This window comes from Moheibacter stercoris (assembly GCF_040545805.1).
Taxonomy (GTDB): Bacteria; Bacteroidota; Bacteroidia; order Flavobacteriales; family Weeksellaceae; genus Moheibacter; species Moheibacter stercoris.
The window spans coordinates 242246-256580 of sequence record NZ_JBEPMO010000001.1; the positions used below are offsets into that span (position 1 = coordinate 242246).

A 14335-nucleotide genomic window follows, 5' to 3' on the forward strand; every position below is an offset into this window, starting at 1 on the left:
GGTTTAAAATCGGATTCCTACAGAAAAATCCATCGATTCAGCTTTGGAAAAATGGGTTTTCAAGCCCGTTCCAGCAAATAAATTTCGATAGAAATAATACTTTAAGCCCAAATGCTGATACAAAGCAGTATGCGACTTATAATCATCGTAAATATAGGCGCCTAATTGCGCTTCAAAAGAAAGCCTATTGATGAACAATTCATATCCGGCAAATAAACCCAAACGTTTTGAGTCCGTATCGGCATCAATTCCTTTTTCTGGAAACGAAATGGCCATCATTTTGATTTCCTTCTCCAACATCCTTGACAAGAAAACATCCAATCCCAATTGAAAAGCACTCGAACGGGAAATTCGTTTGTCAAGATGAGCCGAAATATTGAGAAACGGATATTGGCCACTTCCAATAATATGGCTTTCATGAACACCCGAACGAACTGCAAGATTATAGCGGATTGGTTCTGTATATGCAGAGTCTTTGTTCACTCGTGGATGATAAGTTCTTTCGTTTTTGTGATCAAAGGTATAAGTCAATCCGATATTGGCTCCAACCGTATTGGCGCTTGTATTGGGTGTTTTGATCGTTCCGTTGGAGTGGTGAATCAAAAACAATCCTGACTTCAATCCCAATCCTTCCCAAATATTTTCCTTTTGGTAATTCAACATGAAAAAACTTGCCGGCATAAAATGCGAACCAAAAGCAGCGTTTCGGTAGTTTTTTTCTTTGTCATAGGGATTGGTATTGTAAGCCACGCCCTGCCCTATTTTCAATTGAAGATTTCGGTTCAGAAAATAAAAACTATAATGTCCATACAATCCATATAAATCTCCTAAGGTTTCATTTTTATTATTTTGGTAATGAAACGTCACGCCAAAATCGGGATAATTCATTCTCGATTCCCATTCCTCATTTCCAAAGGTCTTTTGGTTGGCCGAAATAAAAATCCCTTCTGGATGTTCGGTGATTAAATGCCTGATTTTTTCACTATGCGGCAAAATACTTCCATAGTAATAATTGACATCTACCGAATATTGGGTAGGTGTTTCTTGCGAAAGGATCAAACCGCCAATCGATAGAAAAATCAAGAAGGTAATCTGTTTCAACATAATAAATTGGGCTCAAAAATAAGACAAAACTTAAAAAGGCAGTATGTTTGCATAGACAATAATGACATCAAAAAATATCGAAATGAAATTCAATACAAAAACCATCCACGGCAATCAACAACATGACCCAAGTACAGGAGCAGTGATGATGCCGATTTATCAAACCTCAACCTATGTTCAATCAAGCCCTGGAGTTCACAAAGGATATGAATATTCCAGAGGTGCAAACCCAACAAGAACTGCGTTGGAAAATGCATTGGCAAGTATTGAAAATGGGACGCATGGTTTTGCTTTTGGATCGGGATTAGCCGCAACGGACTCTGTGATGAAATTGATGAATCCTGGAGATGAAATCATTGCAATGGATGATTTGTATGGTGGTTCTTATCGAATGTTTACCCGAATTTATCAACGTTACGGATTGAAATTTGAGTTTGTGGACATGACAGACGTTTCCAATATCGAACAAAAAATTACCGAGAAAACGAAGTTGATTTGGGTCGAAACTCCAACCAATCCCTTGATGAAAATTGCCGATATTCAAGCGATTTGTGAATTGGCAAAAGGAAAAGGAATTTTGGTTGCGGTAGACAATACATTTGCCTCTCCTTATTTGCAAAATCCATTGGATTTGGGAGCCGATATCGTGATGCACTCTGCTACGAAATATTTGGGGGGACACTCTGATGTTGTTGCAGGTGCTTTGGTCGTGAAAGATGAAGAATTAGCCGAAAAAGTTCATTTCCAATTGTTTGCAGGAGGAGGAATTTTAGGTCCTCAAGATTCTTACTTGGTTTTAAGAGGAATCAAAACCTTGCATGTGCGTATGCAACGTCATTGTGAAAATGGGAAAAAAGTGGTTGAATTTTTACAAAATCATCCTAAAATCGGACATGTGTACTATCCAGGATTGGAATCTCACCCAAATCATGAAGTAGCCAAAAAACAAATGCGTGATTTTGGAGGAATGGTCTCTTTTACCTTCAAATCTGGTAACGCTGAGGAGGCAAAAAAATTCTTGGAATATGTACGTGTATTCACCTTAGCGGAAAGTTTAGGAGGAGTTGAATCTCTTGCCAACCATCCAGCGACGATGACGCATGCTTCGATCCCTGCCGATGTACGTGCGAAAAATGGAATCACCGATGATTTGGTCCGTTTAAGTGTTGGTATTGAAGACATTGACGATTTATTGGCAGACTTAGAAAATGCGCTTAACTAAAATAACTATATGGTTGAAATCAAAAATTTAAAGGGAATTTCCACTTCCCAAATTTTAGAAATTTTTAATGAATCATTTTCCGATTATTTGGTTCCAATGAACTTAAATTTGGACCAATTGGAATCAAAACTATATACAGAAAACATCAATTGGGATTTCTCAATTGGTGTTTTTTTGGATCAAAATTTAGTAGGATTTATTCTCCATTTTGATGATTTCGAAAATGGAAAAAAGGTTCTATACAATGGCGGAACAGGCGTTATTCCCTCTCAAAGAGGAAATCGTTGGACGCAAAAAATGTATGATCAATTTCTTCCGATTTTACATGAAAACGGAATAGAAGAAATTGTTTTGGAAGTGCTCGCAGAAAACGAAAAAGCCGTAAAAGCCTACCAAAAAACAGGATTTGAAACGGAACGAATTGTCAAATGTTTCAAAGGTCCAATTCCAAAAGATCTACAAGAAAATAAAGAAATTGAAATTCAGGAAATTTCCACTCCAAAATGGGATACTTTTCAATCCTTTTGGGATGTTTTACCAACTTGGCAGAATACTCCATCGGTTTTGGATAGAACGTCAACAAAAAAGATTCTTGGTGCCTATTTAGAAGGAAAACTTGTCGGTTATTTGGCATTTAACCCAACAACCAAACGTTTGAATCAATTGGCTGTTGATCCACATCACCGAAGAAAATACATTGCAGAAACTCTGTTAGGTCATGCTGGAAAAGATGAAACTGCGGATTTTGTGGTGCTCAATGTCGATGAAGATGCGGTTGGACTCATTTCACTTTTGAACAAAATGAATTGGACCAATACAGTAGATCAATTGGAAATGCGTTTGAAAACGAAATAATCAGTTTTTTAACGTGCAATTTCGTGCGCTCCTTCAATAAATTCGACCAAACGAACAGCATATTTACCATCCAAAGCAGAAGCTCTATTAGTTTCTAAAGCCGAGACGATTTCTTCAATCGCTTTCGGATGGAAATTTCGTGTTTCAGTAGAATGATTGGATTCAGAATCGATTGCTTCTACATTGAAGAATTTGACTTCATTCAAATATTGATCTCCGATTTCGATGGTTCCTTTTTCAGCCAAAATTTCAATTCCACTTTTGAAATTTCGTTCATAAGTAGACGTTGTAAAAATCATACTCCCAACGGCTTCATCTGCTTGAAAATCCAATTTTCCACTATCGGCAAACTCGGTAATTCCTTGATGGTTAAAATTATAGAATTTCGCATTAGTACATTTGGTTTCCTCAAACCAATAATTGACAATGTCGATAAAATGCGAAAATTGCGTAAACAAAACGCCACCATCCATCGCATTGCTTCCATGCCATTCTCTAGTGTTGTAATAATTTTTATTTCGGTTCCAATAGCAATGGATATTCACCATATAGATTTTTCCCAAGGCTTTGTTTTCCATCAATTCTTTAACCCAACGAACAGGTGGTGAAAACCTCAATTGCATGGAAGAAAAAACGCGTTTTCCTGTCGCTTCTGCTACTTCCAAAATTTCTTTTGCATCTTGGGAATTCAAAGCGATCGGCTTTTCAATCAACACATGCTTCCCTCCTTTTAGACATTGAATTGCATGTTGTTTGTGCAGTCCATTTGGCGTCGCAATCACGACTACATCGGTTTGAGCATCTTTCTCTAAAAATTCTTCCAAAGACGAATAAAAAACGGTGTTGGATTCATCTGAAGAACTAGCAACATCAATGATCGAAATCAATTGAGCACCTTCTGTATCTTCAATCGCTTGTTTGTGGACTTTGCCAATATGGCCGTTGCCTAATAGAGAAAAATATAGCATTTGTTGATTTTAATAGCTTAAAATTCCGTGAAATTTCAGCAAATATACTCGTATCTGGAAAATTGAAAGTAGTCAATTTGCCCAAACTTTCAATTCCCTCGGAAAACTTCAATTTTATATCTTTGTTTGAATTTGATACACTAAGAATTGGAATCGTTTTTCATCAAGGTCTACCATCAACTGAAAAAGCAGAAAGTTCTGTTTTTTTCGGTTTGCTTATTGGTATTTGTATTGTTGGGCTACTGGGCTTCGCGGATGAAGTTCGAGGAAGACATTTCCAAATTGATTCCTTCCAATGAAAATTCGGAAATCGTTTCAAGGGTTTTACAAAATGTCAATTTTGCCGATAAAATTCTCTTCAACATTCAAAGCGATTCTCAAAATAACCTAGAAGCACTTCAAGCCTATACAGATTCAGTTGCTTCGAAGTTTCAAGACGATCCCAATGTAGCAAAATTACAAGCCAAATTTGATGAAAATCAACTGATGGAATTGATGAATTTCGTCTCGTTTAACCTTCCCTATTATTTAGATGAGGCAGATTATGCGCAAATTGATTCTCTTTTACAACCCGATTCAGTAAGTGAAAAATTGGAAGAAGCCTATTCCAACATCCTATCGCCATCGGGATTTGTGACCACCCAAATGATTCGCGAAGATCCTTTTGGAATTAATTTCCTTGGACTGAAAAAATTTCAACATCTACAAGCTGCCGACGGATTTGCCATTGAAAACGGATATCTCACCCATGAAAATGGAAAAAATATCTTTCTGTTTCTAACGCCAAAATCAGGTGCCAATGAAACGGCCAACAATGCAACATTGGTTGAGAAAATAGAACGAACGATTCAAGAATTGAATCAGGAATTTGCGCAACAAACCATCCATGCAGAATTTTTTGGCTCAACGCCTGTTTCAGTTGCCAATGCCAAACGAATCAAGTCTGACATCATTTTGACTTTGTCCATTTCCTTGATTTTGTTGTTTGCTTTGTTTCTGTATTTCTACCGTAAACCTCACATTCCACTAATTATTCTTGTTCCAGCCATCTTTGGAAGTTTACTAGGAATGGTTGTTTTGTACTTTTTAAAGGGAACTATTTCAGCGATTTCCATAGGAATTGGATCTGTTTTATTGGGATTAACCTTGGATTATTCCCTGCATATTTTGAGTCATTACCGAAGCACGGGAGATGTCTCCAAATTGTTTAGAAGTACGGTGAAACCCTTGTTGATCTGCGCCATTTTCACCGCAGCCGATTTTTTGGTTTTGTTGTTTTTGAAATCAGATGTTTTAAAAGATTTGGGTGTTTTCGCCGCAGTGAGTGTTTTGGGTGCTGCCGTTTTTGCGTTGATTTTCATTCCTCAAGTTTATTCGCCCAACAAAGAATTACAAGTCAAACAAAATACCATTATCGATCGATTGGCGGCTTATGATTTTAGTCGAAATAAAATCTTCATGGCCATTTCCATTCTTTTAATTCTCATCAGTCTTTTCACTTATCGTCAAGTCGGATTTGAAAATGATTTGAATAAGTTGAATTATATGCCAGAGCAACTAAAAATGGCAGAGAAGAATTTGGACGAATTGAATAATTATTCGGCAAAATCCATCTATTTGGCTTCTTATGGAAAAGATTACGACGAAGCTTTGGAGGCGAATTCTGAGTTGTTTCAAAACTTGCAACAAGAAGAAAAAAACAAAGAAATTTTAAACTTTAGTTCCATTGGCGGAATTCTTTTATCGGAAAAAGAACAAGAAGAAAAAATTGCGAAATGGAAAGAATTTTGGAATGAAACAAGAATTGAAAACCTACGAAATCAACTAATTTCAGAAGGCAGGAAATATGGGTTTAAAGAACACACTTTCCTCCCATTTTATGCGAAATTGGAAGAATCTTATCATCCCTACAATCTGGCAGAAAATGAGGTTTTGAATAATCTGTTTCTCAACGAATTTGTCAAAGAAGAAAACGGATTGGTGACCATAACTTCAGTTTTGAAAACCGACCAACCCAATTTGGAACAACTCATCAAGAAATTTTCCTCGATAGACAATACCTTGGTCATTGACCGAAAACACCTTCAAGAAACCTTTTTGGCCAATTTGGAAACCGATTTCAACAAATTATTTTTCATTTCTTCTATCGTTGTTTTCCTCATTTTGTTTCTCTTTTTCCGATCGGTTGAATTAACCTTGATCACGAACTTACCGATTTTTGCGGGCTGGTTTGCGACACTCGGTATGATGGGACTATTTGGACTAGATTTCAATGCGTTTAATATTATCATTACCACCTTAATTTTTGGTTTGGGAGTGGATTATTCCATATTCGTCACAAGAGGATTAATTGAAAAATACACCTATGGAAAAGATGAAATGCCTGCATTTCGATCGGGAATCATCATGTCGGCCTTGGCAACGATTTTATGCTTTGGCGTTTTGGTATTTGCCAAACATCCTGCGATTTATTCGATTTCATGGATTCCGATTATCGGATTATTGGTTGTCGTTTTGATGTCGTTCACGCTTCAGCCTTGGCTCTTCCGATTTTTCATTCAAAAACCACAAGACAACGGAAATACACCACGAACAATTTTCAATATCTTGATGACGTTCTTGACGTTCGGTTATTTCTTTGTGGTCGGATTTATTCTCAACATCTTGGCTCAATTACTCATACCGATTATACCGATTAGCCAAAAGAAAAAACTTCAGGTATTTCATTCGGTCATGCAGAAATATTTCTGGGGATTGATTCATGGAACGCCTTTTATTCCGATTGAAGAAATTGGAAAAGAAAATTTGGATTTCAAAACGCCCAAAATCATCATCGCCAATCATACATCCCAATTGGATACACCCACGATGGGAATGTTGAGTAAAAAAGCCATTTTCATGGTCAATAACCGTGTTTTACAATCGAAATTCTTTGGGAAAGCGATACAAATGGCGGGATTTTATACCTCATCTGAAGATTACGAAACGGGAACCAAAAAAATGGAAGAAAAGATAAAAGATGGCTATTCCATCATCATTTTTCCAGAAGGAACACGTTCCAAAACTTCTGCCATACAGCGTTTCCACAAAGGAGCTTTTTATTTGGCTGAACAATTGAAACTAGACATTCAACCGGTCCTTATCAGAGGAAATGCCGATTTGTTGCCCAAAGAAGACAATATCCTTAAAACAGGGAAAATGACCTTGGAATATTTGCCCATAATCCGTCATGATGATCCTAGTTTTGGAGAGAATTATTCACATAGAACCAAACGAATTGGTCAATATTTCAAGGAAAAATTCATTGAGTTAAAACGTAAAACCGAAGACGAAAACTACTTCAAAAAGAAGTTATTGTATAATTATATTTACAAGCCTCGATACATTCAAAAGTCTGCTCTGGCTGAATTTGAGCAATACAAATCGATCTATCATCAGATTTTATCTATTGTTCCGATTGAATCAAAAATCTTCCATTTTGGGTCGGGATATGGGGTTTTGGGCTTTTTGCTTGTGTACGATTCTGCGAAACGAACGGTTGCCGGATGGGACGAAGATTCTGATAAAGTTCAAATTGCACAAAACAGTTTTACCGTCAATCGATTTGCCATTTATTTTGTCAAAGAAGTTCCCACTTATTTCAAACAGTTTGGTCATATCATTTTACAAAATTCGAAAGAATATGATCGATTCAAATCTTTCTGTAATTTAGAGGAGTGGGAAGAGATTTTCGACCAGAAAGAAATCAAAATTTTGAAACGAAAAGATGCAAGAAGATTTTGATATAATCGTCATGGGAAGTGGACTTGGTGGTCTTGTCTGTGCCAATATTTTGGCGCGCGAAGGCCTCAAAGTTTTGGTCTTGGAAAAAAACCAACAATTTGGCGGAAATCTACAAACTTTTTCACGCGAGAAAACCATTTTTGATACGGGTGTACATTACATCGGTGGATTGGATCAAGGTCAAAATTTGCACAAATATTTTCATTATTTGGGAATTGCTGACAAATTGAAATTGCAACGAATGGATCTTGACGGTTTTGATTGGGTAAGTTTCGATGAAGATGAGAAGGAATATCCCTATGCGCAAGGAAAAGAGAATTTTATTGCACAATTGGCTCAGTATTTTCCAGAGGAAAGAAAGGCAATTGAAGAATATGTGCATAAAATGGAAGAAATCTGCAATAGTTTTCCGATGTATCATTTAGAAACGGGCGAAAATGCTATTTCCAATGAATCCTTGATGGCGCTGAAGGCTTCTGAAGTCATCCAAAATCTTACACCAAATCCAAAATTGCAAGCCGTTTTAGCGGGAACCAACTTTTTGTATGCGGGCGTTGCCGACAAAACACCCTTTTATGTCCACGCATTATCCATTAATTCTTACATTGAAAGTGCTTGGCGTTGTTTGGGCGGAGGAAGTCAAATTTCGAAATTATTGATTCGAGAAATTCGAAATTTAGGCGGAAAGGTTCTTAAACATAAAAAAATTGTTTCGATCCAAACCGATTCCGAAGGTGAAATTCAATGGATTGAAACGGCAGATGGCGAAAAATTTAAAGGCAAAACCTACATTTCCAATATAGATCCAAAGAAAACTTTGGAAATGATTCAGGGATTTTCGATTCGGAAATCCTACAAAAAACGAATCATGGAATCGGAAGATACCATCTCCTCCTTCAGTTTGTACATAACCTTAAAACCGAATTGTTTTCCATATGCGAAACGGAACAACTACCATTTCAAAGATTTGTCAAAAGTTTGGGATGGAATCCATTACCAAGAAGAAAATTGGCCAGAAGGCTATATGATTTCCATGAGTGCTAAAACCGATCAGGATGAATGGGCAGATGGAATCAGTGTCTTGACGTATATGCGATTTGAAGACGTTCAAAAATGGGAAAATACATTCAATACGGTAGTAGAAAAAGACTTTCGTGGCGAGGAATACGAAGAATTCAAAGCAGAAAAAACCGAAAAATTACTTGTTGAACTGGAGAAAAAATTCCCAAACATACGCGAATGCATCCAATCGACCTATGTCGCGACACCTTTGACGTATCGCGACTATATTGGTAGCACAAGCGGTTGTATGTACGGTTTTGCAAAAGATGCACAATTTCCACTCAAAAATTATTTATCCACCAAAACCAAAATCAAAAATTTATATTTAACGGGCCAAAGCATCAGCATGCATGGAATTTTGGGCGTCACCATCAGTGCAATTCTAACTTGTTCTGAATTAATTGGCAAACAATATTTACTCAAGAAAATCAATCAAGAATATTCCAAATTAAATCTATCCAATGAACAAACCAAATAATACTTTTGATCTAATTGAAGTTGAAAAAGTAAAAGGAATTTCAAAACAGGAATTCATTGAGAAATACTACAAAAAGAAGAAACCCGTATTGATTGAGGGTTTAACCGATTCTTGGAACGACAAATGGCGATTTGATTACATCAAAGAAATTGCAGGTGAGCAAATCGTTCCTTTGTATACGAGTGAACCAACCAAAGGCAAGAAAAATTCATTGGATCCTGTTGCCAAAATGAAAATGAGCGAATACATTGATTTGCTTAGAACGCAACCCACAGATTTGAGGATTTTCTTTTATATGGTCAAAGATAATTTGCCTCAACTATTGAAAGATTTTGAATTTCCAGACATAGGACTTCCCTATTTCAAACGAATTCCTGCCTTGTTTTTTGGGGGTCAAGGCGCCAAAGTTTTCATGCATTACGACATCGATTTGGGCGACAATCTCCACATCCATTTTGAAGGTCGTAAACGTGTTCTTTTATTTGGCCCCGACCAAAATACCAATCTTTACAAAGTTCCGTTTTCGATTTGCAATTTGGAAAGCATTGATATGTCCAATCCCGATTTTGAAAAATATCCGGCATTGAAAAATGCCAAAGGTTTGGTTGCCAACATGAATCATGGCGATGCGCTTTACATTCCTGGCGAATGGTGGCATTTTATCACCTATGTCGATGGTAGTTTTTCTATGTCCTTACGCAGTTTACCTCAAGACCCAAGAAGGTTTGCCGGAATGTTGTACAATGTCTTTTTTATGCGCCATGTCGATTTTTGGATTCGCAAAATTAAAGGTCAAAAATGGATTGATTACAAAGACAAATGGGCCTATAACCGTACCCATAAAAAATTAGGAATCAACAAACGAGCTTAGACAAACTTTTCTCCTTTGTTCAATTTCAAATCACTGACAAATGCTTTGATGGCTTGATCTTTATCCATTGGGCAAATCAACAATGCTTTTTTGGTGTCAACAACAATGTAATTTTCCAATCCGTCGACGATAATCGCTTTATTTTGAGTGGTGTAAATCAAGGAATCATTGGTGTTGTAGGAGATGATATGTTTCCCTCTTTTCACATTTTGATCTTCCAATTTTTCGGAATTTTCATACAAGGATTTCCAAGTACCCAAATCGGACCAACCAAATGAGGATGGAATGACAAAAACATTATTGGCCTTTTCCAAAATCCCGTTGTCAATGGAAATCATTTGAACAGTCGAATAAATTTCTTTTACTTCTTTTTTGCCTTCTTCTGTCAAAAGCGAAGTTTGTATGTGGTCAAAAGACTCATACATTTCGGGTAAATATTTTTGAAACGAATGAAGAATGGATTTGGCTTTCCAAATAAAAATTCCTGCATTCCACAAAAAATCCCCAGATTTCACAAAAGCCTCAGCAAGTTCAATCCCAGGCTTTTCTGTAAAAGTTTTCACCTTTTTGATTTCGGATTTGTTCTTTGCGTCAGTTAAGTATTGAATATACCCATAACCCGTATCAGGTCGTGTTGGCTGAATTCCCAAGGTTACCAATACTTCTTCCTTTTCGGCTTGGTTTAGCGCCAATTCAATTTTTTGAACAAAAACAGTTTCATCCAGAATCACATGATCAGAAGGAGCTACCACAATATTGGCTTCTGGATTGATTTCATGAATTAATTTCGCCGCATACAAATTACAGGGAGCAGTATTCATTCCACTCGGCTCCGCAATGACTTGCGAAGCTGAAATTTCTGGAAGTTGTTCCAAGGTCAAGGATACATATTCTTCCAAGGTGACAACATAGATTTGTTCAAGAGGAATAAATTTTTTCAATCGATCAAAGGTTTGTTGAAGAAAGGTTCTTCCCGTTCCTAAAATATCGTGAAATTGTTTGGGATATTCGGTTGTACTCAATGGCCAAAATCGGCTTCCAATTCCGCCCGCCATGATGACTCCAAAGTAATTCTTGTTCATTCTGCTAAAATTTCATCTACAATTGCTTGTCCATTGACCCAATACATTTTTCCTGTAGGGATCTCTTTGCAAATATACCGTATTTTTCGCTTGGCGCCTTTTTCAAAAATCCTTTTTCCCAATCGAAATTTTTGATTATCCTTTAAATTTTCAACCAAATATCCGATTTGTTCCTCTTCCATAAATAACAATTGTCTCAAATTTTTATCGGCAGCCATACTTGCTTTTGGATTTCGAGCATGTTTGAGAATAAGCGGTTGTAATTCGTCCGAATATACACCAAGTGATTCAACCAACAATTGTCCAAAAGTTTGCTTCCATTCCACTCCATGAGATTTCACGTTATGAGAATAAGTAGAACGAACCAAAAGATGGGCAATTTCGTGTGTCAAAACAAAAAAGAAAGCTTCAGGTTTAAGATCTCGGTTGATGGTTATTTGATGAGATTTCGTTTCCCGTAGGAATTTATAATCGCCTAATTTTGATTTTCGATTGGACTTAATTTTAATTATTACGGGTTTGGTTTCCAGCCATTGGTATAAAAATTGAGAAGCATTTTCTGGTAAAAATTTTTCTAACGGACTTAGATTCATTTGGGAAAGTTAATAAAGTTCCTCTGAAAAAAAAGCCTAATTTTGCACCGTATGTTAAAATTACTTGGATTTATCGGGTCCTATTTTTTGTTCCTGAAAAAAGTATTTAAAAAGCCTCAAGGCGCCAAAGTTTTTCGCAATTTGATTATGCGTGAAATCTATGACTTGGGGATGAGTTCCGTTGGATTGGTTGCCTTCATCTCTCTATTTATGGGAGCTGTAACAGCTATTCAGATGGCACAAAACTTTCAAGGAGCCGACATTCCTGTTCCCAATTATTACATTTCCTATGCAACCAAAGTCGTCTTGATTTTGGAGTTTTCACCAACCATTATTTCCTTGATTTTAGCGGGGAAAGTTGGATCTTATATCGCATCCAGTATCGGAACTATGCGTGTTACAGAGCAAATTGACGCTTTGGACGTGATGGGAATCAATGCGCCTTCGTTTTTGGTGATGCCCAAAATTATAGCTGCCGTTTTTTTCAATCCAATTTTGATCATGATCAGTATCGGAATGGGATTGATTGGTGGATATTTAATTGGAGAAGCAACCCAAATGTGGACACAATCTGACTATATTCAAGGTCTTCAAATGCCGATGGCAACCAAGCTTTTCGTCTATACATTTGTAAAAACCATTTGTTTTGCTTTTGTCATTGCAACCGTTCCAGCTTATTATGGCTACCATGTCAAAGGAGGTTCATTGGAAGTTGGTAGATCGAGTACAGCAGCCGTTGTTTGGACGTCAGTTATTTTGATCATCTTAAACTTAGTACTAACCCAAACCATTTTGAGCTAATGATTGAGATTAAGAACTTAAAAAAGCAGTTCGAAGATATAGAAGTGCTCAAAGGAATTTCCACCGTTTTCGAAACTGGGAAAACCAATTTGATCATCGGTCAATCGGGTTCTGGAAAAACAGTTATGTTGAAATGTTTGACAGGCTTGATTACGCCAACTTCGGGTGAGGTTTTGTTTGACGGAGAAGATACTACCAAATTCAATTACGAAGAAAGACAACGCCTACGAGGTGAAATTGGAACCGTATTCCAAGGAAGTGCATTATTTGATTCCATGACGGTTTTGGAAAATGTTCGCTTTCCATTGGAAATGTTTTCAAAACTTTCCATGCGTGAAATGAACAAGCGTGCGGAAGAAGTTTTGGACCGAGTGAATTTGACCAAAGAAGCCATGAAAAAGTATCCATCTGAAATTTCGGGAGGAATGCAAAAAAGGGTAGCCATAGCACGAGCTGTGGTGAACAAACCCAAATATTTATTTGCCGACGAACCCAATTCTGGATTGGACCCAAAAACCTCTATGGTGATTGACCAATTGTTACACGAATTAACTGTTGAATACAATACAACAACCATTATCAATACCCATGATATGAATTCCGTAATGGAAATTGGAGAGAATATTTTGTTCTTGAAAAATGGATTCAAAGAATGGGAAGGAGATAAAAACGAAATTTTAACGGCAGATAATGAAGCGGTGATTGATTTCGTTTATTCATCTAAACTTTTCACCAAATTACGTGAAGTTTTATTGGTTGAAAAAGCAAACAAAAACACGAAATAAATAAATTTAAATAGATAATGAAAAAATTATTTTTAGTAGGATTTTCATTTTTCGCCATGAATGCAATGGCGCAAAACATCAACTTCGGTTTAAAAGCTGGTTTGGTCTTCAACGCTGACAAAGGAGCTGTAAAAGCATTCAATGGAGTGATTGAAGAAAAAGGAAAAGGTTCTGTTGGATACCAAGGAGGAGCCATGGTTCGCATCAAAGCAGGTGGATTATACGTTCAACCCGAATTGTTGTATACAGCTTTCAAAAATGAATTTGAAGATGGTGGTGAAACAATCGATGTGAAAAAAAGTCGTTTGGACATTCCAGTAAACGTTGGGAAAACATTTGCAATGGGATTGGTACAAGTTCAAACAGGTCCCGTATTTTCTTTGAATTTTGAAGATACCATCGATTCAGACGGAATTAACTTTCCAGATGCAGATGATCGCGATAAAATCAGTTTAGGATGGCAAATTGGTACCGGAGTCAACATCAAAAACTTAAACGTTGACTTACGTTATGAGTTTGGATTAGGAAAAACTGTATCCAAATATGTCATCAGTGAATTTGGCGAATTTCAAACAGAAAATCGCTCCAATATGTTGAATCTTTCCGTGGGTTATTTCTTTTAATCACTCCGAAATATAAACTTCTTAATCCTCAATTTGTTGAAAAACATCTTGGGGATTTTTATTTTTTTAAGGGAATTTGGGCGAAATGCTAAAAAGTTCTATTTTTGC

12 protein-coding genes are annotated in these 14335 nt (G+C 36.8%); 8 read left to right on the top strand and 4 right to left on the bottom strand.

What is annotated here, in order from left to right; translation table 11 throughout:
* Positions 1-3: 3 nt before the first annotated feature.
* On the bottom strand, positions 4-1104 hold the full coding sequence (locus ABID46_RS01090) for an acyloxyacyl hydrolase (RefSeq protein WP_354505911.1): 1101 nt from the start codon (positions 1102-1104) through the stop codon (positions 4-6).
* A 61-nt stretch (positions 1105-1165) separates the two neighbouring features.
* Here ABID46_RS01090 and ABID46_RS01095 point away from each other — a divergent pair, with 61 nt between their 5' ends.
* Together ABID46_RS01095 and ABID46_RS01100 are read left to right on the top strand one after the other, a co-directional pair.
* Complete coding sequence (locus ABID46_RS01095) at positions 1166-2326, top strand: cystathionine gamma-synthase (protein WP_354505914.1); 1161 nt, start codon at positions 1166-1168, stop codon at positions 2324-2326.
* A gap of 9 nt (positions 2327-2335) precedes the next feature.
* Positions 2336-3181 (top strand): GNAT family N-acetyltransferase, encoded by an 846-nt coding sequence (locus ABID46_RS01100; RefSeq protein ID WP_354505917.1) that lies wholly within the window; start codon positions 2336-2338, stop codon positions 3179-3181.
* Positions 3182-3189: 8 nt separating this feature from the next.
* Here ABID46_RS01100 and ABID46_RS01105 read toward each other — a convergent pair whose 3' ends face one another.
* On the bottom strand, positions 3190-4149 hold the full coding sequence (locus ABID46_RS01105) for a Gfo/Idh/MocA family protein (protein ID WP_354505919.1): 960 nt from the start codon (positions 4147-4149) through the stop codon (positions 3190-3192).
* A gap of 147 nt (positions 4150-4296) precedes the next feature.
* On the opposite strand from ABID46_RS01105, the gene ABID46_RS01110 reads away from it, so the two are divergent.
* The 3 genes from ABID46_RS01110 to ABID46_RS01120 are packed head-to-tail and all read left to right on the top strand — an operon-like array spanning position 4297 to position 10343.
* Positions 4297-7932 carry an MMPL family transporter gene (locus ABID46_RS01110; RefSeq protein WP_354505922.1) on the top strand — a complete coding sequence of 1212 codons (3636 nt, stop codon included), beginning with the start codon at positions 4297-4299 and terminating at the stop codon, positions 7930-7932.
* Complete coding sequence (locus tag ABID46_RS01115; protein ID WP_354505925.1) at positions 7916-9472, top strand: phytoene desaturase family protein; 1557 nt, start codon at positions 7916-7918, stop codon at positions 9470-9472. The genes ABID46_RS01110 and ABID46_RS01115 overlap by 17 nt, the downstream gene beginning before the upstream one ends.
* A complete protein-coding gene (locus ABID46_RS01120; RefSeq protein WP_354505928.1) occupies positions 9456-10343 on the top strand; it encodes a cupin-like domain-containing protein in 888 nt (295 codons plus the stop codon). Before ABID46_RS01115 ends, ABID46_RS01120 begins: the two co-directional genes overlap by 17 nt.
* Here ABID46_RS01120 and ABID46_RS01125 read toward each other — a convergent pair.
* On the bottom strand, positions 10340-11425 hold the full coding sequence (locus ABID46_RS01125; protein WP_354505931.1) for a mannose-1-phosphate guanylyltransferase: 1086 nt from the start codon (positions 11423-11425) through the stop codon (positions 10340-10342). The two genes, ABID46_RS01120 and ABID46_RS01125, sit on opposite strands and share 4 nt — an antisense overlap.
* A complete protein-coding gene (locus ABID46_RS01130; protein ID WP_354505934.1) occupies positions 11422-12018 on the bottom strand; it encodes a SprT-like domain-containing protein in 597 nt (198 codons plus the stop codon). The genes ABID46_RS01125 and ABID46_RS01130 overlap by 4 nt, the downstream gene beginning before the upstream one ends.
* Positions 12019-12069: 51 nt before the next feature.
* Between ABID46_RS01130 and ABID46_RS01135 the strand changes: the two genes are divergently transcribed.
* The 3 genes from ABID46_RS01135 to ABID46_RS01145 are packed head-to-tail and all read left to right on the top strand — an operon-like array spanning position 12070 to position 14227.
* A complete protein-coding gene (locus tag ABID46_RS01135; RefSeq protein ID WP_354505937.1) occupies positions 12070-12819 on the top strand; it encodes an MlaE family ABC transporter permease in 750 nt (249 codons plus the stop codon).
* Entirely contained in the window at positions 12819-13604 is a 786-nt protein-coding gene (locus tag ABID46_RS01140) for an ABC transporter ATP-binding protein (protein ID WP_354505940.1), read from the top strand. Before ABID46_RS01135 ends, ABID46_RS01140 begins: the two co-directional genes overlap by 1 nt.
* A 17-nt stretch (positions 13605-13621) precedes the next feature.
* Positions 13622-14227 (top strand): outer membrane beta-barrel protein, encoded by a 606-nt coding sequence (locus ABID46_RS01145; RefSeq protein WP_354505943.1) that lies wholly within the window; start codon positions 13622-13624, stop codon positions 14225-14227.
* The last annotated feature ends 108 nt before the right edge of the window (positions 14228-14335 follow it).

What these genes read in the sequence shown, in the direction of transcription:
- ABID46_RS01130 (WP_354505934.1), bottom strand. Translation starts at nt 12,018, where the DNA reads ATGAATCTAAGTCCGTTAGAAAAATTTTTACCAGAAAATGCTTCTCAA.
- ABID46_RS01125 (WP_354505931.1), bottom strand. Translation starts at nt 11,425, where the DNA reads ATGAACAAGAATTACTTTGGAGTCATCATGGCGGGCGGAATTGGAAGC.
- ABID46_RS01100 (WP_354505917.1), top strand. Translation starts at nt 2,336, where the DNA reads ATGGTTGAAATCAAAAATTTAAAGGGAATTTCCACTTCCCAAATTTTA.
- ABID46_RS01105 (WP_354505919.1), bottom strand. Translation starts at nt 4,149, where the DNA reads ATGCTATATTTTTCTCTATTAGGCAACGGCCATATTGGCAAAGTCCAC.
- ABID46_RS01135 (WP_354505937.1), top strand. Translation starts at nt 12,070, where the DNA reads ATGTTAAAATTACTTGGATTTATCGGGTCCTATTTTTTGTTCCTGAAA.
- ABID46_RS01095 (WP_354505914.1), top strand. Translation starts at nt 1,166, where the DNA reads ATGACATCAAAAAATATCGAAATGAAATTCAATACAAAAACCATCCAC.
- ABID46_RS01140 (WP_354505940.1), top strand. Translation starts at nt 12,819, where the DNA reads ATGATTGAGATTAAGAACTTAAAAAAGCAGTTCGAAGATATAGAAGTG.
- ABID46_RS01120 (WP_354505928.1), top strand. Translation starts at nt 9,456, where the DNA reads ATGAACAAACCAAATAATACTTTTGATCTAATTGAAGTTGAAAAAGTA.
- ABID46_RS01115 (WP_354505925.1), top strand. Translation starts at nt 7,916, where the DNA reads ATGCAAGAAGATTTTGATATAATCGTCATGGGAAGTGGACTTGGTGGT.
- ABID46_RS01145 (WP_354505943.1), top strand. Translation starts at nt 13,622, where the DNA reads ATGAAAAAATTATTTTTAGTAGGATTTTCATTTTTCGCCATGAATGCA.
- ABID46_RS01090 (WP_354505911.1), bottom strand. Translation starts at nt 1,104, where the DNA reads ATGTTGAAACAGATTACCTTCTTGATTTTTCTATCGATTGGCGGTTTG.